The organism is Saccharopolyspora flava (genome assembly GCF_900116135.1).
In the GTDB taxonomy this organism is placed as follows: domain Bacteria; phylum Actinomycetota; class Actinomycetes; order Mycobacteriales; family Pseudonocardiaceae; genus Saccharopolyspora; species Saccharopolyspora flava.
On record NZ_FOZX01000001.1, the window covers coordinates 163,565 to 184,566 of the forward strand.

Sequence of the window (21,002 nt, forward strand, 5' to 3'; positions counted from 1 at the left end):
TTTTCGCGCAGAACTGATCACCCGGCCCGAGGTTGGGGACCCCCGGGCCGGGGTGGTGCGGTGGGGGTCAGATGATGTTGTCGGCGCGCCAGCGGGCGAGTTGGGCCTCGTCGGCGCCGAGGACCTCGCCGTAGATCTCGGCGTTGTGCTCGCCGAGCTCCGGCCCCACCGAGCGGACCTTGCCCGGGGTGTCGGACAGCCGCGGCACGACGTTCTGCATCGGGAACTCGCCGAGCTCGGGGTGCATCAGCCGGACGATGGCCTGCCGGGCCGCGAAGTGCGGGTCGTCGACCATGTCCTGCGCGGTGTAGACCCGACCGGCCGGAACCCCGGCCTCGTGCAGCTTGTCGAGCACGTCGTCGGCGTCGAACCGCCGCGTCCAGGCCGAGATGAGCTCGTCGAGCTCCACCTGGTTCTCACCGCGCGCGTCGTGGGTGCCGTAGCGCTCGCCGGTGGCCAGCTCCGGCTCGCCCATCAGCTCGCACAGGCGCGAGAACACGGTGTCGCGGTTCGCACCGATGATGATCTCGGCACCGTCGGCCGTCGGGTAGGCGTTGCTGGGCGCGATGCGCGGCAGCACCGAGCCGGTGCGCTCGCGCCGGTACCCGGCGATCTCCCACTCGGGGATGAGCGACTCCATGAACGCCAGCACCGCCTCGTAGATCGCGGTGTCGACGACCTGGCCGCGCCCGGTCCGGTTGCGGGCGTGCAGCGCCATCACCGCGCCCAGCGCGGAGAACGTCGCCGCCAGCGAGTCGCCGACGCTCACGCCCACCCGGCTCGGCGGCCGGTCGGGCTCGCCGGTCATGTGCCGCATCCCGCCCATCGCCTCGCCGATCGCGCCGAACCCGGCGCGCGAGGCGTACGGGCCGTCCTGCCCGTAGCCGGTGACGCGCACCAGCACCAGGCCCGGGTTGAGCTCCTGCAGCTCGTCGTAGCTCAGGCCCCAGCGCTCCAGCGTGCCCGGCCGGAAGTTCTCCACCAGCACGTCCGCGCCGGCCACCAGCTCGCGCAGGATGCGCTGGCCCTCGCTGGTGCGCAGGTTCGCCGTCACCGACTTCTTGTTGCGCGCGATCACCGGCCACGCCAGGGATTTCCCCTCGTGCTTGACCTGACCCCACTGCCGCATCGGGTCTCCCGCGCCGGGATCCTCCACCTTGATGACCTCGGCGCCGAAGTCGGCGAGCAGCTGGCCGCAGAACGGGCCCGCGATGAGCGTTCCCGCCTCGATCACGCGGACGTCGGAGAGCGGACCGCTCCTGGTTGCCGTCACTGGTTGTCCTCCTGTTCTTGCACCGGGCGCAGCAGGGTCGCCCGGGCGGCGAGCACGTGCGACCGCATGACGGCCTGCGCCCAGTCGCCGTCACCCGCGGCGATGGCCTCGGCCAGCTCGCGGTGCTGGGTGAAGCTGCGGTGCAGTTCGGCGGTCGTGTAGCGGTGGAACGTGCGGCGCACCAGCGGGACCTCGATCACCCGCGACAGCAGCTCGGGCAGCAGCCTGCGCCCGCCCGCGCGGTGGATCGCCTGGTGGAACTCCATGTTCAGCCGGGTGATCTCCTCGTGCGCCCCGTCCTCGTCGAGGCGTTCCAGCTGCCGCTCCATCGCATCGCAGAGCTCGTGCAGCCGGTCGACGTCGGCCTCGCCGCGCAGGGCGGCGTGCCGGGCGGCGTAGCTCTCCAGGACGCTGCGCAGCCCGAACATCTCCTCGAAGTCCTCGTCGCTGAGCGAGACGACCTCGGCGCCCCGGTTGGGCACGACCTGCACGAGCCCGTCGGCCTGCAACCGGCGGATGGCCTCGCGCACCGGGGTGCGGCTCAGGCCGTAGTCCTCGGCGAGCTGCTCCTCGCGCAGCCGGGATCCCGCCGGGCGTTCGCCGGTGAGGATGTCCTCGCGGAGCGCCTGGTAGGCCCGCGCGGCGGCTTGTGACACGTCCCACTTCCCTTCGAGATTGTGCACAACCTAGCAACCCGATTCGTCCTTGAACAGACCTTGCGCCTGGCTTTTGCGAGGAGTCAGGATGGGTCGCGACTCAGATTGTGCACAACGTGGAGGCGATGGTGACCGCAGCGCAGCCAGCTGGCGTCGAGATCGTGGAGGTCGGGCCGCGCGACGGCCTGCAGAACGAGAGCACCCTGCTGCCCACCGCGACGAAGGTGGAGCTCGTCGAGCGGGCGATCGCGGCCGGGGCGCGGCGCATCGAGGCCGCGTCCTTCGTGCACCCGCGGCTCGTGCCGCAGATGGCCGACGCCGAAGCGGTGATGGCCGCGGTGCCGCGGCGCGACGACGTCGCCTACTCGGGCCTGGTGCTCAACCGCAAGGGCTTCGACCGCGCGCTGGACACCGGGTTGACCGAGGTCAACGTGGTCGTCGTGGCCACCGACACCTTCAGCGAGCGCAACCAGGGCGTCACCACCGAGGAGGGGCTGCGCACCTGGGAGGACGTCGCCGCCCGCGCCCACGACGCCAAGATCCGGCCGGTGGCCACGATCGCCGTGGCGTTCGGCTGCCCCTTCGAGGGCGCGGTGAGCGGCGATCACGTGGTGCAGCTGGCCCGCCGCATCGCCGACTCCGGACCGTTCGAGCTCGCGCTGGCCGACACCATCGGCGTCGGCGTCCCGACCCAGGTCACCGAGCTGCTGGGGCGGGTCGGCGAAGCCACCGGCGCTCGCCTGCGCTGCCACTTCCACAACACCCGGAACACCGGCTACGCCAACGCCTTCGCCGCCACGACGGCCGGGGTGTCCACTCTGGACTCCAGCATCGGCGGTATCGGCGGCTGCCCCTTCGCCCCGAACGCCACCGGCAACATCGCCACCGAGGACCTCGAATACCTCCTGTCGGGCATGAACATCCGCACCGGCCTCGACCTCGACCAGCTCTCCCGCACCGGCACCTGGATCGGCGAACAACTCGGCAAACCCGAAGTCCCAGCCCTCCTCGGCCGAGCAGGCCCCTTCCCCCCAAAGTGACCTCAAGTCGAATACCGCAGTTTTCGACCGGTCGAATACCGCAGTTTTCGTCGGGTCGAAAACTGCGGTATTCGACTTGAGTGGCCCGATCGGGTTGGGTCTTGGGGTTCGGTCGGGTGTGGTTTCGGGCGAAGCGGTCTTTTCGGCCCGGGGGCGTGGTCTTGTTCGGAGTTGCTAAAGTTCGCAATTACTGAACCTCTTAGGTGGCTGGTGGCGTCCTGCGGGACCGCCGGGCAGGGGAGGATCAGCGTCATGACCACGAACGATCGCTGCGACGCGACCCGATTCCACGAGGAGGGGCGACCGTGAGCAGGCCCCTCTACCAGGTCAAAGCGGACTTCTTCAAAACCCTCGGCCACCCCGCGCGGATCCGGGTGCTGGAGCTGCTCAGCGACCGCGAGCAGGCGGTGTCGGAGATGCTGCCGGAGGTGGGCGTCGAACCCGCGAACCTCTCCCAGCACCTGGCCGTGCTGCGCCGGGCCGGGCTCGTGGTCACCCGCAAGGAAGGCTCCACCGTCTTCTACTCGCTGACCAGCCCGCACGTGGCCGAGCTGCTGACCGTGGCGCGCCGGATCCTCACCGGCGTGCTGGCGGGCCAGGCCGATCTGCTGGCCGACCTGCGCATCGCGACGTCCGAGGCCGAGGCGGCCCGGACCCGGCGGGAGGCCCCTCCCACCGACTGACGACCCGCGGTCACCTCGCCGGACACGCCCCCCGCGGCGAGGTGGCCGCACCTTACGAACCGAGGCAGGTGCGGGATGGGGTTGTGGCGCAAGATTCGCCGAACCGGGCGGGTGGCCGAGCCCGCACCGGAACCGCCGTCCGGCGACCGGCCCCCGGTGGCCGCCGAGCTGGGCGGGTCGGTCCAGGTCCGGCACGTCGACGCCGGGTCCTGCAACGGCTGCGAGGTCGAGATCGGCTCCGCCTTCGGTCCCGTCCACGACGCCGAGCGCTACGGCGCCCGCCTCGTCGCCTCGCCCCGGCACGCCGACGCGCTGGTGGTGACCGGCCCGGTCACGCGCAACATGGCCGAGCCGCTGCGCCGCACCCACGACGCCGTCCCGGGCCCGAAGGCCGTGGTGGCGGTCGGCGACTGCGCCCGCAACTGCGGCGTGTTCGCCGAGGCCTACGGCGTGGCCGGGGCGGTGCGCGACGTCGTCCCGGTCGACCTGGAGATCGCCGGCTGCCCGCCGCGCCCGGAGCAGATCGTCGAGGGCCTGCGGAAGCTGACGGGCCGATGAACCTCGCCGGAGCGGGTCTGGGCACGGCCGCGGCCGCGGGCCTGCTGAGCGCCTTGGTGGCGTTGATCGCCCCGCTGCGCGTGCGCCCGGCGCTGGTCGGTGCGGGCACGGCGCTGGCGGGCGCGGCCGGGATCGTCTCCGGGGGCGCCGCCGCGACCGGCGAGCCGTTCGCGGCGGCGTTCCCGTTCCTGCTGCCGCTGGCGGGTTTTCAGCTCGCGCTGGACCCGCTGGGCGGCCTGTTCGTCGCCGTGACCGGCGCCGTGGCGGTGGCCGCGGGCGTCTACGGCGTCTCCTACTCCCGGCACGGGCTGGACTCGCGGCCCGCGCAGGCGGTGCTGCCGCTGTTCGTGGTGGCGATGCTGCTGGTCCCGGCGGCGTCGAGCGCCGGCACCCTGCTGGTGTGCTGGGAGCTGATGGCGCTGACCTCGTTGCTGCTGGTGGTGGCCGAGCACCGGCGCCGGCCCGAGGTCGCCTCGGCGGGCGTGTGGTACGCGGTGATGACGCACCTGGGTTTCGTGACCGTCCTCATCGGACTGCTCGTGCTCGTCGCGCACGCGCCGGGTGATTCCTTCGCCGAACTCCGGGGAACCCACCTCTCCCCCGCCGCGAGCGGGGTCGTGTTCGCGCTGACGCTGGCCGGGTTCGGTTCCAAGGCCGGGATCGTGCCGCTGCACGCCTGGCTGCCGCGCGCTCACCCGGAGGCGCCGAGCCACGTGTCGGCGCTGATGTCGGCGGCGATGGTCAACCTCGGCGTGTACGGCCTGGTCCGGGTCGGTTTCGACCTGCTCGGCGGCGGCGAGCGCTGGTGGTGGCTGCTGGTGCTCGCGCTCGGCGCGCTCTCGGCGGTCCACGGCATCCTGCAGGCGGCGATGAGCACCGACCTCAAGCGGCTGCTGGGCCAGTCGACGACCGAGAACATGGGCCTGGTGCTGGTCGGAGTGGGTGCGGCCGGTCTCTTCGCCTCCTCCGGGAACCGGGTGCTGGCCGGGTTGGCGCTGGTCGCGGCGCTGCTGCACGTGCTCAACCACGCGGCGTTCAAGACCCTGCTGTTCCTGGCGGCGGGTTCGGTGCTGCACGCGACCGGCACCCGCGACCTGGACGCGCTCGGCGGGTTGCGCGCGGGCATGCCGGTGACGACCGCGGCGTTCGGCTGGGGCGCGCTGGCGGCCTCGGCGCTGCCGCCGGGAACCGCGTTCGTCTCCGAGTGGCTGCTGCTGCAGGCCCTGGTCCACGGCCTGCCCGCACCGGGCCCGGTGGAGGCGATCGTGCTGCCGGTGGCGGTGGCGGCGATCGCGCTGACCGCGGGACTGGCGGTGGCGACGTTCGTGAAGGCCTTCGGCGTCGGCTTCCTCGCCAAACCCCGCGGCCCGGGCGCGGAATCGGCGCGCGAGAGCCCGCCGAGCATGCTCGCCGGGATGGTCCTGGCCGGGGTCGCGTGCGCGGCGCTGGCCCTTGTTCCGGCGCTCGCGCTGGGACCGGTGGCGGCGGCCGCGAACACCGCGCTCGGCGCGGCCTCGCCCGCGATCTCGGGGACGATCACGCTGCGGCTGGAGGGCATCACCGGCGCGCTGTCGCCGCTGATGCTGACGATCTCGCTGGTCGCGGCCGCCGTCCTGGTGCTGGTCGCGGTCCGGCTGGTGGCCGCGCGGCGCGCCCGCCGGGCCGCGCGGCTGTGGGACTGCGGCGGTGGCCCGATGTCGCCGCGGATGGAGTACACCGCGACGTCGTTCGCCGAGCCGTTGCAGCGGGTCTTCGACGACGTGGTGCGCCCGGAGCAGGACGTCGACGTCACCCACCACGAGGAGTCCCGCTACCTGGTGGCGGCCGTGGAGTACCGGCGCGCGGTGCCCGATCGCATCGAAAAGCGGCTCTACCGGCCGGTTCTCGCCCTGGTGGACGCGTGGGGGCGGGCCGGGCGGCGGCTGGCCAACGGCAGCGTGCACCGCTACCTCGGCTACGGCTTCTACACCGCCTGCGCGGTGCTGATCGTGTTGGCGGTGACCCGATGAGCGCTCTCGGTCTGGTGGGCGGCGCGGTGCAGTGGGTGCTGATCGCCGCCGGAGCACCGCTGCTGGTCGGCCTCATGCGGCAGGTCCGCGCGGTGCTGGAGGGTCGCGCCGGCGCCGGGATCGGCCAGCCGTGGCGGGACCTGCGCAAGCTGCTGCGCAAGGAGTCGCTGACGCCGCGCGGCACGAGCGAGGTGTTCCGCGTCGCGCCGCTGGTGCTGGTGGCGACGTCGCTGGTGGTCGCCGTGGTGGCGCCGTTCGTGACCACCGCGTCGGCGCTGAACCCGGTCGCGGACCTGTTCGCGGTGGTGGCGCTGCTGGCGATGGGCACGGCGACGCTGGCGCTGGCCGGGCTCGACACCGGCACCGCGTTCGGCGGGATGGGCGCCAGCCGCGAGATGACGATCATCGCGCTGGTCGAGCCCACGCTGCTGGTGGCGATCTTCGCGCTGTCGGTGCCGGTGGGCTCGACGAACCTGGCCGCGATCGTCTCGTCGGTGCAGCACGACCCGGCGCGGGTCCTCTCGCCGGTGAGCCTGCTGGCCGCGGTCGCGCTGAGCGTGGTGATCATCGCCGAGACCGGGCGGCTGCCGGTGGACAACCCGTCCACGCACCTGGAGCTGACGATGGTGCACGAGGCGATGATCCTGGAGTACTCGGGCCGGGACCTGGCGCTGATCGAGTGGGCCTCGGCGATGCGGCTGAGCGTGTTCCTCGGTCTGCTGGCCAACCTGTTCCTGCCGTGGGGCGTGGCCGGATCGCTCACCCCGCTCGCGCTGCTGGGCGGGGTCGTGGCGCTGGTGGTCAAGGTCGGGTTGCTGGGCGCCGCGCTGGCCGCCGGTGAGGTGTTCCTGGCGAAGCTGCGGCTGTTCCGGGTCCCCGAGCTGCTGGCCGGGTCGTTCCTGCTGGCCCTGCTGGCCGTCGGTGCCTCGTTCTTCCTGGCCTGAGGAGATGACGGTGTACGTGCAACTGCTCAACCTGGCCTGCGGGGCGCTGCTGCTCACCGCGGTGCTGGTGCTGTGGCGGCGGGAGCTGTCGATCATCATCCGCGTCTTCGCCGCCCAGGGCGTGGCGCTGGCGGTGCTGGTGGCGATCCTGGCCTCCCACGAGGGTTCGGCCGAGCTGTGGCTGGTCGCGGCCGGCGTCCTGCTGCTGCGCGCGGGCGCGCTGCCGGTGCTGCTGCACCGCGCGCTGGTTGTCGGTGAGCAGCGGCGGGAGGCGCGCCCGCTGGTCAACGTGGCGGCGTCGCTGCTGGCCGCGGCGGCGCTGACGCTGCTGGCCCACGGCATGTCGCAGCCGCTGATCGCGCTGGCCCCGTCCCCGGCGACGCGGGCGATCCCGGTGGCGATCGCGGTGGTGCTGATCGGCTTCTTCGTGCTGGTGACGCGCAGGCACGCGCTGTCGCAGCTGGTGGGATTCCTGCTGCTGGACAACGGGATCACCGCCGCCGGGTTCCTCACCACGTCCGGTGCGGGGCTGATCGTGGAGCTCGGGGTGTCGCTGGACGTGCTGTTCGCGGTGCTGGTGCTGCACATCCTCATCTCCCGGATGCGCGAGGCGTTCGGCGACACCGATCTGGACGAGCTGCGGGAGCTGCGCGACTGATGACCACTCTGATCCTCGTCCCGGTGGCGGTCCCGGTCCTGGCCTCGATCGCCTGCGCGGCGCTGCGGTGGAACCGGGCCGCGGCGTGGACCGGTGTCGTGAGCGCCGCGCTGATCCTGGCCGCCGCGATCGGTCTCGCCGTCGGGGTGGCGCGTTCGGGGCCGGTGACGGCGTGGGGCGGATCGCTGCGGGTGGACGCCCTCTCGGCGTTCATGCTGCTGGTGATCGGCGCCGTCGGCGTGCTCTCGGCGGTGGGGTCCCCGGCGCACCTGCGCGCCGAGATCGCCGCGGGCCGGGCGAGCGCGCGGACCGCGACCCGGCACGGCGTCCTGGTGCAGCTGTTCCTGGCGGCGATGGTCCTGGCGGTGCTGGCGGCCGATCTGGGCGTGCTGTGGGTGGCGGTGGAGGCGACCACGATCGTCACCGCGTTCCTGGTGGGGCAGCGCCGGACCCGGGCGGCGGTCGAGGCGGCCTGGAAGTACGTGGTGATCTGCTCGGCCGGGATCGCGCTGGCGCTGCTCGGGACGTTTCTGCTCAACTACGCCTCCGCGCACGCCCCCGGCGACGCGGGCCTGGACCTGGCGGGGCTCGCCGAGCACGCCGCCGGGCTCGACCCCGGGGTCACCCGCATCGCGGTGGCGCTGCTCGTCCTCGGCTTCGGCACGAAGGCGGGTCTGGCGCCGCTGCACGCGTGGTTGCCCGACGCGCACAGCCAGGCTCCGGCACCGGTGTCGGCGCTGATGTCGGGCGTGCTGCTGTCGGTGGCGTTCTACGCGATCCTGCGGGTGAAGGCGATCGCCGACGTCGCGCTGGGCACCGGGTTCGCCCGCGCGCTGCTGGTGGTGATGGCGCTGGCCTCGCTCGCGGTGGCGGCCTCGCTGCTGCTGGCGCAGCGGGATTACAAGCGGATGCTGGCCTACTCCAGCATCGAGCACCTCGGGCTGGTGGCTCTGGGCGCGGCGATCGGCGGGCCGGCGGCGCTGGCCGCGGCGCTGCTGCACGTGCTCGGGCACGGGCTGGCCAAGGGCGTGCTGTTCCTCGGCGCGGGCCGGGTCCTGCAGCTCACCGGCACCAGCCGGATCGACGAGGTCCGCGGGTTGGCGGCACGGCAGCCGGTTCTGGCCGGGGCGATGGCGCTCGGCGTGCTGGCGCTGATCGGACTGCCGCCGTTCAGCCTGTTCGCCAGCGAGCTCGGCATCGCCCGGGCCGGTTTCAGCGGACCGCTGGGCTGGGCGACGGCGGTGGCGCTGGTCCTGGTGCTGGTGATCGCCGCCGCGCTGGTCGGGCACACCGCCCGGATGCTGCTGGGCGAGCCGGACTCCGCTGCGGTTCCACGACTTCCGAGGTCGACCGGGATCGCGCTGATCGGCGGCCTGCTGGCCTGCGCGGTGCTCGGCGTGACGGCCGGCCCTCTGGAGACCTTGTTGCGATTGGCGGCCGACGCGGTGGTGGGAGCACGATGAACAGCCCTAGGACGGTCGAGCCCGCGCAGCTGCCCACCGAGGCGGGTGATCTGCTGGCGGCCGGTTTCCGGGTGGCGCTGGTGGCGGGCCACGACGACGGCGACCGGCTGCGCGCGGTGTACCTGTTCACCGCGGCGGGCCCGGACCGCCGGATCGAGCTGCACGTGCCCCTGGAACGGGAGAACCCGCAGGTCCCGAGCCTGGCCGGGATGTCGTTCGCCGCGGGCAGGTTCGAGCGCGAGATGCGCGACCTGTTCGGCATCGTGCCCACCGATCACCCGCTGCCGCGCAGGCTGGTGCGGCACTTCCACTGGCCGCAGGGCTGGTACCCGATGCTCGCCGACGCCGGGGATCCGCCGGAGTTCGGGGACGTCGCCGGTCCGTACCCGTTCCGCAGCGTCGAAGGGCCCGGGGTGTACGAGATCCCGGTTGGCCCGGTGCACGCCGGGATGATCGAGCCGGGGCACTTCCGGTTCTCGGTGGTGGGCGAGACGATCCTGAACCTCAAGGCCCGCCTCTGGTTCGTCCACAGAGGACTGGAGAAGCTGTTCCAGTCTCGCCGCCCGGAGCGGGCGCTGGAGCTGGCCGAGCGGGTCAGCGGCGACACCACCGTCGGGCACGCGCTGGCGTTCTGCCTGGCCGTCGAGGACGCGCTGGGGGTGGAGGTCCCGCAGGGCGCGCAGCGGACCCGCGCGGTGCTGCTGGAGCTGGAGCGGCTCTACAACCACGTCACCGATCTGGGCGCGCTGTGCAACGACGTCGGCCACGGGATCCTCAACGCGCACGCGCAACGCGTCCGGGAGCGGTTGCTGCGCCTCAACGACGCCGCGACCGGGCACCGGTTGCTGCGCGGCGCGGTCGTCGTCGGCGGGGTCGCCCCGGTGTCGCTGCCCGATCCCGCCGAGCTCGCCGAGATCGCCGCCGACGTCGCCGAGATCGTCGAGCTCGCGCTGGGGCACACGGTGGTGCGCGACCGGTTCACCGGCACCGCCGTGCTCACCGCGGAGCAGGCCTTCGACCTAAGGACGCTCGGCTGCGTGGCCCGCGCCAGCGGGCACGACGTCGACGCCCGCCACGACCACCCGTTCCTGGCCGAGGAGCGGCCGCGCGCCCGGCACGCCGTCGTCGACGGCGACGTGCTGTCGCGGTTCCAGGTCCGCGCCACCGAGTTCGCCGACTCCGTCGACCTCATCACCCGACTCCTCCCGGGATGCGGGTTCACGCAGGTCCCGCTGCCGGAGACCCCCGAGCCGCGCTCGGGCACCGGCCTCGTCGAGGGCTGGCGGGGCACGATCGCGCACCGCGTCGAGCTCGACCGCGACGGCGTGCTGACCCGGGTGAAGATCGTCGACCCGAGCTTCTTCAACTGGCCCGCGCTCCCGGTCGCGCTGACCGACACGATCGTCCCGGACTTCCCGCTGACCAACAAGAGCTTCAACCTCTCCTACGCGGGCAACGACCTCTGACCCACCACCTCGGGTGTCACAGTCCGCAGGAACGAGGGAATCACGAGCAGCACGGCCAGGGCGAAGACGACGAAAGCCGCGCCGCGCGGGGGTTCGGGAGGGGATCGGTAAACGCGACCCACTACGGGTACGTTTCGCAACGGACGCGACCAAGACGACCCAAGCTTTGGTAGAGGCGACCCACTACGGGTACGTTTCGAAAGGCAGGGGAAATTTCGTTTGAAATTGGCGGACCGCGTGACGTGAGGAAACCGCGAAACGAAGCCAATTTCGGACGAAATTGCCCCTCCGCACCTACCCGAAGCACCCCGCGAAGCGCTCCCAAGACGACCCCCGAGGGGACGGGACAGTTTTCATGAAAACTGTCACTCCACCCACACGACGGGACCCCAAAATCCCAGCTCAGCCACCTCGAGTGCTGGGAGTCCCCTCCACGGAGAGACCCCGTGGGGTGGGGAAGTTTTCATGAAAACTGTCACCACCCCCACGGGGTTCTTCGGGATCGCTTCGCGGGGTCGAGCTGCTTGCGTGCGGAGTGGCAATTTCTCCAGAAATTGTCTTCGTCTTTGGGTTTTCTCGCGTTGTGGGGTCTGCCAATTTCAGAAGAAATTGCCACTGCCTATCGAAACGTACCCGTAGTGGGTCGCCTCTACCAAAGCTTGGGTCGTCTTGGTCGCGTCCGTTGCGAAACGTACCCGTAGTGGGTCGCGTTTACAGCGCTTCCAGCGGTGGCTGGCCGCTGTGCTCGGGTGATCACACGGGTTCGGGGGTCTGCTGGTGGAGTTTTCGGGTGGCGGGGCCGAAGATCGCGAGGGCGAGGGCGCCGGTGATCCAGGTGCCTGCGATGAAGTAGAAGACCGTCATGTAGCCGAATCCGCTGTAGAGGGCGGCGATGATGAGCGGGCCGGCGGCGTTGGACAGCCGGCCGATGCCGTAGGAGATCGAGGTGCCCAGCGAGCGGCCGCGGGTGTCGAACAGCTCCGGCGAGTAGGCATAGGCCAGGGCCGTGTAGCCGCGCTCGAACAGGTTCACCATGAACCCGAACACCACGACCATCACCGGCACGAACGTCAGCCCGTACAGCAGGCCGGAACCAGCGATGACCAGGCCGAACAGCACCAGGCACCACTTGCGCTCGAAGCGGTCGGTGACCAGCGCGGCCAGCAGCGATCCCAGCGGCGCGCCGACGGTGGTCAGGGCGACGAAGAAGATGGAGTCCTCGACGCTGACGCCTTCGGCGGCCAGCAGCGTCGGGGCCCACGAGGAGAACCCGAAGAAGCCGATGGTCTGGGTGATCCACAGGACCGACAGCAGGATCGTCGGGAACAGGAACCGCTTCTCCTTGAGCATCCGCAGACCGGGCTTGGCGGTGGGTTCGGTCTCGACGGGTGCCGCGGCGGCGGGCAGCTCGCCGTGCTCGGCGGTGACCTCGGCCTCCAGCCCGCGCAGCACGGTCTCGGCCTCGTCGTGCCGGCCGCGGGACTCCAGCCACTGCGGTGATTCGGCCAGCCGGCGCAGGAACAGCAGGAACAGCACGCCCAGCGCGCCCCACAGGTACACCAGGCGCCAGGTCTGCTCGCCGAGCGGCACCACCAGGGACGCGATGAGGTTGGTGGCGGGCGTGCCGCAGATGCCGATCACGATGACGTAGGCCTGGTATTTGCCGCGCTGGGCCTTCGGGAACATCTCGTTGAGGTAGACCACCGCCACCACGGTCATCGCCGACAGGCCCGCGCTGGTCAGCACGCGGAACACGCCCATCGACAGCATGTCCCAGGCGAACACGGTGGCCAGCGACCACACCGAGAACCACATCGTGGTCAGCGTCAGCGTCCGCTTGCGGCCGAGCCGGTCCGCGAGCGCACCGGCCACCACCGAGCCGAGGAACATGCCCACGAACGACAGCGAGGTCACGTAGGCGATGTGGCTGACGTCGGATCCCCACTGCACGCGCACCTTGGGCGCGGTGATGGCGAAGGTGTTGATGTCGGCGAACTCGAAGAAGTAGGCGAACGCCAGGGCGCCGATCGTGATCTTGTGGAACTTCGAGATCGGCAGCCGGTCGAGCCGGTTGGCCGAGTTCGTGGCGGAGTGCGGCACTGCGGTCTCCTGGGGGAAGGGCGTCGCTCAGGCCTCGTCGGGCCAGTACAGGCGCATCGGGTTGTCCACGAGCAGCGCGCGTTGCCGCTCGGCGGTGACGGCGATGTGCCGGACGTGGTCCAGCAGCAGGCCGTCGTCGGGCATGTGGTCGGTGAGGTTCGGGTGCGGCCAGTCGGTTCCCCACAGCACGCGGTCGGGGAAGGTCTCCACGACGCGGCGGGCGAAGGGAACGACGTCGGTGTAGGCGTGCTGCTGGCCGTCGAGCGCGCGCGGCCCGGTCCGGGTGAGGCGCTCGGGGCAGGAGACCTTGACCCAGGCGCCGGTGTCGGCGACGAAGTCGAGGAATCCGGTGAACTCGGGTCCTTCGGGGTCGCGGCTCACGTCGGGCCTGCCCATGTGGTCGATGACCAGCGGCACCGGCAGCGAGGCGAAGAAGTCGCGCAGCTCGGGCAGGTCGGGGGCCTCGAAGTAGAGGACGACGTGCCAGCCCAGCGGGGCGATCTTGGCGGCGATGGTGCGCAGCGCCTCGGTCGGGGCGGCGTCGACGAGCCGCTTGACGAAGTTGAACCGCACGCCCCGAACTCCGGCGGCGTGCAGGCGTTCCAGCTCCTGCTCGCTGACGTCGGGGTCCACTGTGGCCACTCCGCGCGCCCGGCCGCCGGAGGACTCCAGGGCGTCCACGAGGGCGCGGTTGTCGCTGCCGTGGCAGGTGGCCTGCACGATGACGTTGCGGGACAGGCCCAGGTGGTCGCGCAGCGCGAACAGCCGCTCCTTGCCCGCGTCGACCGGCGTGTACTTGCGCTCGGGCGCGAACGGGAACTCCGCCGCCGGGCCGAAGACGTGGCAGTGCGCGTCGACGGCCCCGGCGGGCGGGGTGAAGGTGGGCGCGCTCGGGTTCGGGTGGAACGGCAGCCAGCCCGGGGTGACCTCAGTCGACATAGGTCAGCCCCGCCTCGGCGAGCTTAGGGCGCATCCCGTAGAGGTCCAGGCCGAGCTCGCCCGCCCGGAACTTCTCGCGCTTGCCGGCCTCGTTGGCCTCCCGCTTCGCGGCGGCCTCGGCGACCTCGGCGGCCTTCGCGGCGGGCACCACGACCACGCCGTCGGTGTCGGCGACGACGACATCACCCGGGTTGACCTGCGCGTTGGCGACCACGACGGGCACGTTGACCGAGCCGAGGGTGGCCTTGACGGTGCCCTTGGCGCTGATCGCGCGGGAGAACACCGGGAAGTCCATCGCGCGCAGGTCGTCGACGTCGCGGCACCCGCCGTCGATGATCAGCCCGCGCGCGCCGCGCGCCCGCAGCGAGGTGGCCAGCAGCTCGCCGAAGAACCCGTCGGTGGATTCGGTGGTGCACCCGGCGACGACCACGTCGCCCTCGCGCACCTGCTCGGCGGCGACGTGCAGCATCCAGTTGTCGCCCGGCTGCAGCAGCACGGTGACGGCGGTGCCGCAGACCTTCGCGCCCTCGTAGACGGGGCGGATGTGGGGGCGCATCAGGCCGGTCCGGCCCATCGCCTCGTGCACCGTGGCCACCCCGAACCGGGACAGGGCCTCGACGGCCTCGCGGTCGGCGCGCTGCACGGCGGTGTGAACGACTCCGAGTTCCTGCACGACGAATTCCCTTCAGCGAGAGCGGGTTTCAGCGACCTTGGGCGGTGAGCAGGGCGTCCAGGCGCGGGTAGACGCGGCGGGCGTTGCCCTCCTCGACGGCGGCGAGATCGGTGGCGGACAGCCCGGCGTTCTCGACGTAGCGGCGGGTGTCGTCGAAGTGGTGGCCGGTGCGCGGGTCGACGCCGCGCACGGCGCCGATCATCTCCGAGGCGAACAGCACCGACGAGCGCGGGATCACGTCCAGCAGCAGGTCGATGCCGGGCTGGTGGTAGACGCAGGTGTCGAAGAAGACGTTGCCCAGCAGCGCCTCCTCCGGTTCGGGTTTGCCCAGCGCCTGCGCGAGACCGCGAAAACGCCCCCAGTGGTAGGGAACCGCGCCGCCGCCGTGCGGGATCACCAGCCGCAGCCCGGGGAAGTCGGCGAACAGGTCGCCCTGCAGCAGCTGCATGAACGCGGTGGTGTCGGCGTTGAGGTAGTGCGCGCCGGTGGTGTGGAAGGCCGGGTTGCAGCTGGTCGAGACGTGCACCATCGCGGGCAGGTCGAGCTCGACGAGCTTCTCCCACACCGGGTACCAGTGCCGGTCGGTCAGCGGCGGCGAGGTCCAGTGCCCGCCGGAGGGGTCGGGGTTGATGTTGACCGCGACGGCGCCGAGGTCGGCGACGCGGTCGATCTCGGCGAGCACGGTGGCCGGGTCGACGCCGGGCGACTGCGGCAGCATCGCGCCGAAGGCGAAGCGGCGCGGGTAGAGCTCGGCGACCCGGTGGCACAGGTCGTTGCAGATCCGGGCCCACGTCGAGGAGGTCTCGAAGTCGCCGATGTGGTGGGCCATGAACGAGGCGCGGGGTGAGAACACGGTGACGTCGATGCCGCGCTCGTCCATCTGCTTGAGCTGCCGGGTCTCCAGCGACTCGCGGATCTCGTCGTCGCTGATGACCGGCCCGGCCGGGTCGGGTCGCCGCGCCGGGTCGTCGAGACCGGCGACCTGGGCGTCGCGCCAGCGGCCGAGCGGTTCCGGTGCGGTGGTGTAGTGCCCGTGGACGTCGATGATCACGCGCAACGCTCCTTCTTCTTCTCCGATGTCACCGGTGTTCCGCTCGTCTCCTGGGGTGGGGGAAGTTTTCATGAAAACTTCCCCCACCACGTCCCCAGACCGAGGTTCCAACGACAACCCCGGACCGGGAGAACGCGCTGGTGACGGGGCCTCCGGGACCCGTCGAGGGGACGTTTCCCCGGACGCTCCCTCCGGGTGGGTGGGGAGGGACGTTTGGTGGGTGGGGGGGGAAGTTTTCATGAAAACTGCGCCGCCCTCGGCACGAGCACGTCGCCGGACATCAGCAACCGCGCGGTGCGCAGCAGCGCCGAGCGCACGACGCGCTGCGGGTCGTCGGGGTCCAGACCGAGGGTCACGCTGAACTCGCCGCTCGGGTGCTCGACGGACACCGTCGGCTCGGTCCCGGTGATGCCGGTGGCGACGTCGTGGGCGACGCTGCCCCGCAGCACGCAGGCGGTGGCGGCGGTGACGGCGGCCAGCACGCCGATGGACCGGTGCGCGACGCGCGGGATGAGGCTGCGGGTGCTGATGCTGCCGCCGTGCGCGGGCGGGGCGACCAGCGTCATCTTCGGGTAGTTCTTGTCGCCGACGTCGCCGAGCCCCATCGCCCGGCCGCACACCAGCCGCAGCGCCTCGACCCGGGCCTTGAGCCCGTCGTCGGCGTCGATCTCGGCGGGCGTCTCGTAGCCGGTGGCGCCGAGGCGTTCGGCGGCGACGATCACCAGCGGCTGGCCGTTGTCGATGAGCGTCACCTCGACGTCCCCGAGCCCGTCGACCTCGACGGTGTCGCGGACCCGCCCGGTGGGCAGCAGCGATCCGGCGATCGATCCGGCGGTGTCGAGGAACCCGATCTCGATCGGCGCCGCGGTGCCGGGCACCCCGTCGATGCGGGCCCGACCCGCGTACTCCACGTGCCGCGCGCCGTCGGCTCCGGCGGGGGTGCGGACGGTGATCTCGGCGATCATGCCGGTGTTGCGGGTGAGCACCCGGGCGGTGGTGGTGTCGCCGGCGGGCTCGACGATGCCGGTTTCCAGGGCGAAGGGCAGCACGGCGGCGAGCATGTTGCCGCAATTGGCGGTGACGTCGACGGTGTCGCCGGCGGGCTGGATCTGCCCGAAGGTCCACTCGACGTCGACGCCGGGCCGGGTGCCGGGGGCGACGATGCCGACCTTGCTGGTCAGCGGGTGGCCGCCGCCGATGCCGTCGATCTGCCGCTCGTCGGGCGAGCCGAGGGCGGCGAGCAGCACGGCGTCGCGGGCGGCGACGTCGGCGGGCAGCGCGCGCTCGTCGAAGAACGGGCCTCGCGAGGTGCCCCCTCGCATGAGCAGGCACGGGATCGCGGTCTGCGAACCGGCGGGCATCGGCGCCCCTCCCTCATCTCGGTGTGCCAGCGAACCTAGACGACGACCAGGATTGTTCACAATCCTTTCGACAAAATTCAGTGCGGATATTGCGCACCACTTCTGGGCGGCCGCGACCCATCGGCGCCGCACGGGCAGCTACCGTTCAGGGGATGCGTGCTCAGGAGAAGCGAGCCGTCGAGGCCGTCAGCGACCACCTCGCGGGCCTCGATCGCGCGCCCGACGCGCTGTCCCTGGCGCAGGTCATCGGCACCGCGCTCGGCGCGACCGGCTGCGCGCTGACCGTCGCGGGCCAGCGCCACCAGTGGGGCGCCTGCGCCGAGCGGTGGCACACCCAGCCCGTCACCTGCGACGGCGAGGAACAAGCGCTGCTCGCCGTCGCCCCCGACTCGGCCGGACCCCTCGACGCGCTGGCCACCGCGCTCGGGCCACCGCTGCTGGCGATGCGGCTGGCCGCCGAGACCGACCGGCTGCGCCGCGACGGCGACGCGGCCGCCCGCGAACTCGTCGACGACCGCTGGCGCACCACCGTCGAGATGGAGCAGGAGCGCCGCAGCCTGGAACGCGACCTGCACGACGGGGCGCAGCACCACCTGGTGGCGCTGAAGATGGCGATGGCGCTGGTCGAGCACACCGGCGCCACCGAGGAACGGCTCGCCCAGCTGGAGTCCAAACTGGACGCCGCCGAGAAGGCCCTCACCGACACCGCGGCCGGCATCCTGCCGATCCCGCTGTCCACCGAGGGGCTCGCGGGCGCGCTGGCCGCCGAGCTCGCCGCGCACAGCGACGTCACCCTGGACACGACGGGATTCCGCCGCCGCTACCCGCCGCTGGTCGAGTCCACCGTGTACTTCGCGTGCCTGGAAGCGGTGAACAACGCCCACAAGCACGCCCCCGGCGCGGCCATCGCGGTCGTCGTCCGCGACACCGACCGGGGCCTGGAGTTCGGCGTCTCCGACGACGGTCCCGGTTTCGCCGCCGACCGCGCCAGGCTGCCGAACCTCTCGGCCCGGATGGCCACCGTCGGCGGCAGCATCGACGTCCGCTCCAGCCCGGGCCGGGGGACCACGATCATCGGGCTCGTTCCCCGCTGAGCAACCCCTCGGCGGTGCGGATCAGCACGTCGCAGACCGACGCGTCGCGACCGCCGGTGATCGGCCGGACCGCGTGCGTCCGCCAGCGGTGCGCGGCCCGCTGCGCGGCCACCGACACCTGCTCGTCGTTGGCCTCCGGCTCCAGACCCAGCCGCGAGCGCGGATCGGTGCCCTCGGCGCCGAGCAGCCGCGCGGCGTCGGCGGCGACCCCGCGCAGCAGGCGCGTCTCGCCGCCCAGCAGCTCGTCCAGCAGGTCCAGCTCGGTGATCTCGTGGGACTCGGCGGCGATCCGGTCCACCGACCAGCGCAGCGGGTGATCGGCGGGCAGGCCCGGCAGCAGCCCGCGGGCGGAGGTGATCGCCCGCCGCGCGGCGATCACCGGAGCCCAGGTCACCAGCCTGCGCGCCACGTCGTCCACGCACGCCGACTCCGACAGCTCGACCCGCTGCGCGGCCCGGCGCAGCACCGCCCGGAACTCCGGTGACGGCGGGACCCGGCACAGCACGGCGTCGACCGAGCCGCGAGGCCCGTCGTCGGCCAGCAGCTCCTCGGCGAGCTCGCGGTCGGCGGGTCCCTCGGCGAACACCACGGTCACCCCGAGCAGCGAGGCGCTGTCGAGCTCCGAGGGGTCCGCGCCGTCGGCGTCGGCGACCACGGCCAGTCGCGGCGGCTGCACCAGCCGCGCGGCCAGGGCGTCCCAGCGCGCCCGGGCCGGTCCGGCGCCCGCGGCCTCCTGCCCCTGCTTGACCAGGTCGGAGACCCGCTGGAACAGGGCGCTGCCCTCGCCCTGCGAGGTGATCGCCGAGCTGGTCCGGTCGGCCAGGCGCACCGACACCACCGCGAACCCGTCGGTGACCCCGCACTCCAGCGCGCCGCCCAGCACCCCGATCCGCTCGGCGTCCTGGTGCAGCGCGGCCCGCAGGTCCGCCGCCGACAGGACTCCGACGTCGGCGCGCAGCCGCGCCCGCAGCTCCTCGTCGCGGCCGAACTCGACCGCCACGGCGGGGTCGTCGCGGTGGATGCCGTCCCCGGCCAGCAGGTTCAGCACCGCCGCGACCGCGTGGTAGAAGCCGGACTCGATCTGCCAGCCCACGCGCCTGCCCAGATCACCGGTGAAGCGCACCGGGTGCGGCAGCGTCGCCGCCAGCTCCTCCAGCGCGGCCTGCGGTCCCTTGTCCGGCAGCATCGCGGGGTACACGCCGCGCACGACGGTCCGGAACGTGTCGAGCATCTCGTCCACGGCGGCCCCGATCTCGGAGATCCGGGCCATCTCACCGCCTTCGGCGAGCTGCTCGCCGAAACCCCGCAGCCTGCGGCGCAGATCGTCGAGGTCGCGCAGGGTCGAGGTGGTGATCGAGCGCACCAGCCTGCGCCGCTCCAGGTCGCGCACGTGCGCGAGCCGCTCGCGCGCGGCGGTGACCTCGCCGCGCAGCGCGCGGAACCGCTCGTCGGCCTCGTCGCGGTCGGCGCGCAGCCGCGCCACGTCGGAGGTCACGGCCAGCCAGCCCGCGGTCTCGCGCACCGCCGCCTGCTCCTTGGCGCCCCAGCGCCGGGCCCCGGCGATGAGCAGAACTCCCCCGCCGCGCACGGGTTCCCGGAACGAGTCGCGCTCCAGTCCACTGCGGATCGACTCCGAGGAGGAGGCGACGACCTGGTAGCCCTCCGGCCGGTCGGCGGCGGGAACGCAGTACGCGGCCTGCCCGCCCACGGTGCGGGCCAACTGCCCCACCAGCTCGTCGGCCAGCCGGTCCTGCGGGACCGAGGTGACGAGCTCGTGCGGACGCCGGTTCTTGCGCATGCGGACTAGCTCTCGATCCGGCTCGACCTCAGGTAGGCGAGCACGGCGAGGACTCTGCGGTGGTGCATCGCCTGGTCGCGGGGCAGGCCGAGCTTGGTGAAGATCGACGCGGTGTGCTTCTCCACGACCTTCGGGGACACGAACAGCTCCTTGGCGATCGCGTTGTTGGCGTGCCCCTCGGCCATCAGCCGCAGCACGTCCAGCTCCCGCTCGGTCAGCGTCGAGATCGGGCTGTCGGCCCGCTTCGACGGCGCCTCCACCAGGCGCTTCGCCAGCGTCGGCTCGATGACGATCTCACCGGCGGCGATCCGGTCCAGGGTGTCGGCCAGCACCTGCACGCCGGCGACGCGCTCCTTGAGCCGGTAGCCGATGCGCTCGGCGCCGATCTCCAGAACCCGCATCAGGTAGTGCGTCTCGGCGTAGTGCGACAGCAGCAGCAGACCGATCTCGGGATGCCGGGCGCGGATCTTCTCCGCCGTGGTCAACCCGCCGTCGGGCTCCGGGGGCATCCGGATGTCGAGCACCGCGACGTCCACCTGCTCGGTGGCCACCACGCCCAGCAGCGAATCCCCGTCGCCGACGCAGCCGACGACCTCGTGCCCGGCCGCCTGCAGCAGCAGGACCAGGCCTTCCCGGAACAGCGCGCCGTCCTCCGCGATGGCTACCCGCACAGCAGCACCGCCCGGAGGTTCCGGCGGACCGACGAACCCGGTCGTTGCTCGGTGATGCGCACCCGCACGACCCTCCTGCCTCGCACTCGTACCCGCACGGCCGTACCGGGCTCCAGCGTACGCAGGTGGTCGGCGACCAGGAGACCGGTCCGCATCCGGACCTCCTGGCACAGCTCGTGCTCCGGCAGATCGAGCTTGAGCCGCAGGTCGTAGCGCTCGGCCACCGACACGCAGGCGGGTTCGAGGCCCTCGGAGAGCACCGGCGGGTGCAGCGCGCCGCCGAGCTGGCGCAGGTTCTCGATGAGCACGTACACCCGCTCGCGCAGCACCTCCACCCGGGAGGTCAGCCGCAGGTCCCCCACCATCGTCGAGAACAGGTCGAGCTCGACCGCCAGCGCCGACAAGCCCGCCGCGGGGCCGTCGTTGAGCGCGCGTTCCAGCTCGAACCGGTACGCCGCGGCTCCGCGGCCGGGAACGCGCAGCCAGCCGGGCAGCAACCGCCCGCCACCCAGCACGTCGTACCTGCCCACACGCCCGACCATCGTCCCAGCCTCGCGCACGCGGA

19 protein-coding genes are annotated in these 21,002 nt (G+C 72.4%); 9 read left to right on the forward strand and 10 right to left on the reverse strand.

Features of this window, described 5'->3' with window-relative positions:
- Positions 1–67: 67 nt before the first annotated feature.
- A complete protein-coding gene (locus tag BM424_RS00655; protein ID WP_217649598.1) occupies positions 68–1,273 on the reverse strand; it encodes a CaiB/BaiF CoA transferase family protein in 1,206 nt (401 codons plus the stop codon).
- Positions 1,270–1,929, reverse strand: a complete 660-nt coding sequence (locus tag BM424_RS00660; protein WP_217649599.1) for a GntR family transcriptional regulator — start codon at positions 1,927–1,929, stop codon at positions 1,270–1,272. Before BM424_RS00660 ends, BM424_RS00655 begins: the two co-directional genes overlap by 4 nt.
- A 128-nt stretch (positions 1,930–2,057) precedes the next feature.
- On the opposite strand from BM424_RS00660, the gene BM424_RS00665 reads away from it, so the two are divergent.
- From BM424_RS00665 to BM424_RS00700, 8 genes are all read left to right on the forward strand, one after another.
- A complete protein-coding gene (locus tag BM424_RS00665) occupies positions 2,058–2,969 on the forward strand; it encodes a hydroxymethylglutaryl-CoA lyase (protein WP_245775523.1) in 912 nt (303 codons plus the stop codon).
- A gap of 305 nt (positions 2,970–3,274) precedes the next feature.
- On the forward strand, positions 3,275–3,652 hold the full coding sequence (locus tag BM424_RS00670; RefSeq protein ID WP_093412892.1) for an ArsR/SmtB family transcription factor: 378 nt from the start codon (positions 3,275–3,277) through the stop codon (positions 3,650–3,652).
- Positions 3,653–3,727: 75 nt separating this feature from the next.
- Entirely contained in the window at positions 3,728–4,210 is a 483-nt protein-coding gene (locus BM424_RS00675; RefSeq protein WP_093412893.1) for an NADH-quinone oxidoreductase subunit B family protein, read from the forward strand.
- A complete protein-coding gene (locus BM424_RS00680) occupies positions 4,207–6,219 on the forward strand; it encodes a proton-conducting transporter transmembrane domain-containing protein (RefSeq protein WP_093412895.1) in 2,013 nt (670 codons plus the stop codon). Before BM424_RS00675 ends, BM424_RS00680 begins: the two co-directional genes overlap by 4 nt.
- Complete coding sequence (locus tag BM424_RS00685; protein ID WP_093412896.1) at positions 6,216–7,163, forward strand: respiratory chain complex I subunit 1 family protein; 948 nt, start codon at positions 6,216–6,218, stop codon at positions 7,161–7,163. Before BM424_RS00680 ends, BM424_RS00685 begins: the two co-directional genes overlap by 4 nt.
- Positions 7,164–7,167: 4 nt before the next feature.
- Positions 7,168–7,821: a hypothetical protein gene (locus BM424_RS00690; protein WP_093412898.1), complete on the forward strand. Its 654-nt coding sequence runs from the start codon at positions 7,168–7,170 to the stop codon at positions 7,819–7,821.
- Positions 7,821–9,284 carry a proton-conducting transporter transmembrane domain-containing protein gene (locus BM424_RS00695; RefSeq protein WP_093412899.1) on the forward strand — a complete coding sequence of 488 codons (1,464 nt, stop codon included), beginning with the start codon at positions 7,821–7,823 and terminating at the stop codon, positions 9,282–9,284. Before BM424_RS00690 ends, BM424_RS00695 begins: the two co-directional genes overlap by 1 nt.
- Positions 9,281–10,750 carry a hydrogenase large subunit gene (locus BM424_RS00700; RefSeq protein ID WP_093412901.1) on the forward strand — a complete coding sequence of 490 codons (1,470 nt, stop codon included), beginning with the start codon at positions 9,281–9,283 and terminating at the stop codon, positions 10,748–10,750. Before BM424_RS00695 ends, BM424_RS00700 begins: the two co-directional genes overlap by 4 nt.
- A gap of 753 nt (positions 10,751–11,503) precedes the next feature.
- On the opposite strand, the gene BM424_RS00705 is transcribed toward BM424_RS00700, so the two are convergent.
- The 5 genes from BM424_RS00705 to BM424_RS00725 form a co-directional block, all read right to left on the reverse strand.
- On the reverse strand, positions 11,504–12,850 hold the full coding sequence (locus BM424_RS00705) for an MFS transporter (protein ID WP_093412902.1): 1,347 nt from the start codon (positions 12,848–12,850) through the stop codon (positions 11,504–11,506).
- Between the two features lie 27 nt (positions 12,851–12,877).
- Positions 12,878–13,789 (reverse strand): amidohydrolase family protein, encoded by a 912-nt coding sequence (locus tag BM424_RS00710; RefSeq protein WP_093412904.1) that lies wholly within the window; start codon positions 13,787–13,789, stop codon positions 12,878–12,880.
- Entirely contained in the window at positions 13,779–14,462 is a 684-nt protein-coding gene (gene ligK / locus BM424_RS00715) for a 4-carboxy-4-hydroxy-2-oxoadipate aldolase/oxaloacetate decarboxylase (RefSeq protein ID WP_093412906.1), read from the reverse strand. The genes BM424_RS00710 and ligK overlap by 11 nt, the downstream gene beginning before the upstream one ends.
- A 28-nt stretch (positions 14,463–14,490) precedes the next feature.
- Positions 14,491–15,513, reverse strand: a complete 1,023-nt coding sequence (locus BM424_RS00720) for an amidohydrolase family protein (RefSeq protein WP_093412907.1) — start codon at positions 15,511–15,513, stop codon at positions 14,491–14,493.
- A 236-nt stretch (positions 15,514–15,749) separates the two neighbouring features.
- Positions 15,750–16,874, reverse strand: a complete 1,125-nt coding sequence (locus tag BM424_RS00725) for a 4-oxalomesaconate tautomerase (protein WP_093412909.1) — start codon at positions 16,872–16,874, stop codon at positions 15,750–15,752.
- A 152-nt stretch (positions 16,875–17,026) separates the two neighbouring features.
- Here BM424_RS00725 and BM424_RS00730 point away from each other — a divergent pair, with 152 nt between their 5' ends.
- Entirely contained in the window at positions 17,027–17,968 is a 942-nt protein-coding gene (locus BM424_RS00730; protein WP_093412910.1) for a sensor histidine kinase, read from the forward strand.
- Here the strand turns inward: BM424_RS00730 and BM424_RS00735 are convergent.
- Genes BM424_RS00735 through BM424_RS00745 form a run of 3 tightly spaced genes read right to left on the reverse strand, consistent with a single transcriptional unit; the run spans position 17,946 to position 20,979 of the window.
- A complete protein-coding gene (locus tag BM424_RS00735; protein ID WP_093412912.1) occupies positions 17,946–19,766 on the reverse strand; it encodes a hypothetical protein in 1,821 nt (606 codons plus the stop codon). The genes BM424_RS00730 and BM424_RS00735 overlap by 23 nt on opposite strands.
- Before the next feature lie 5 nt (positions 19,767–19,771).
- Positions 19,772–20,437 carry a response regulator transcription factor gene (locus BM424_RS00740; protein ID WP_093412913.1) on the reverse strand — a complete coding sequence of 222 codons (666 nt, stop codon included), beginning with the start codon at positions 20,435–20,437 and terminating at the stop codon, positions 19,772–19,774.
- Positions 20,428–20,979 (reverse strand): hypothetical protein, encoded by a 552-nt coding sequence (locus tag BM424_RS00745; protein WP_139273978.1) that lies wholly within the window; start codon positions 20,977–20,979, stop codon positions 20,428–20,430. The genes BM424_RS00740 and BM424_RS00745 overlap by 10 nt, the downstream gene beginning before the upstream one ends.
- Between the last annotated feature and the right edge of the window lie 23 nt (positions 20,980–21,002).

Bases quoted from the DNA above. Each gene is read 5' to 3' on its own strand.
- BM424_RS00675 (WP_093412893.1), top strand. From the start codon at position 3,728: ATGGGGTTGTGGCGCAAGATTCGCCGAACCGGGCGGGTGGCCGAGCCC.
- BM424_RS00680 (WP_093412895.1), top strand. From the start codon at position 4,207: ATGAACCTCGCCGGAGCGGGTCTGGGCACGGCCGCGGCCGCGGGCCTG.
- BM424_RS00685 (WP_093412896.1), top strand. From the start codon at position 6,216: ATGAGCGCTCTCGGTCTGGTGGGCGGCGCGGTGCAGTGGGTGCTGATC.
- BM424_RS00690 (WP_093412898.1), top strand. From the start codon at position 7,168: ATGACGGTGTACGTGCAACTGCTCAACCTGGCCTGCGGGGCGCTGCTG.
- BM424_RS00695 (WP_093412899.1), top strand. From the start codon at position 7,821: ATGACCACTCTGATCCTCGTCCCGGTGGCGGTCCCGGTCCTGGCCTCG.
- BM424_RS00700 (WP_093412901.1), top strand. From the start codon at position 9,281: ATGAACAGCCCTAGGACGGTCGAGCCCGCGCAGCTGCCCACCGAGGCG.
- BM424_RS00710 (WP_093412904.1), bottom strand. From the start codon at position 13,789: ATGTCGACTGAGGTCACCCCGGGCTGGCTGCCGTTCCACCCGAACCCG.
- BM424_RS00725 (WP_093412909.1), bottom strand. From the start codon at position 16,874: ATGCCCGCCGGTTCGCAGACCGCGATCCCGTGCCTGCTCATGCGAGGG.
- BM424_RS00730 (WP_093412910.1), top strand. From the start codon at position 17,027: ATGCGTGCTCAGGAGAAGCGAGCCGTCGAGGCCGTCAGCGACCACCTC.
- BM424_RS00735 (WP_093412912.1), bottom strand. From the start codon at position 19,766: ATGCGCAAGAACCGGCGTCCGCACGAGCTCGTCACCTCGGTCCCGCAG.
- BM424_RS00745 (WP_139273978.1), bottom strand. From the start codon at position 20,979: ATGGTCGGGCGTGTGGGCAGGTACGACGTGCTGGGTGGCGGGCGGTTG.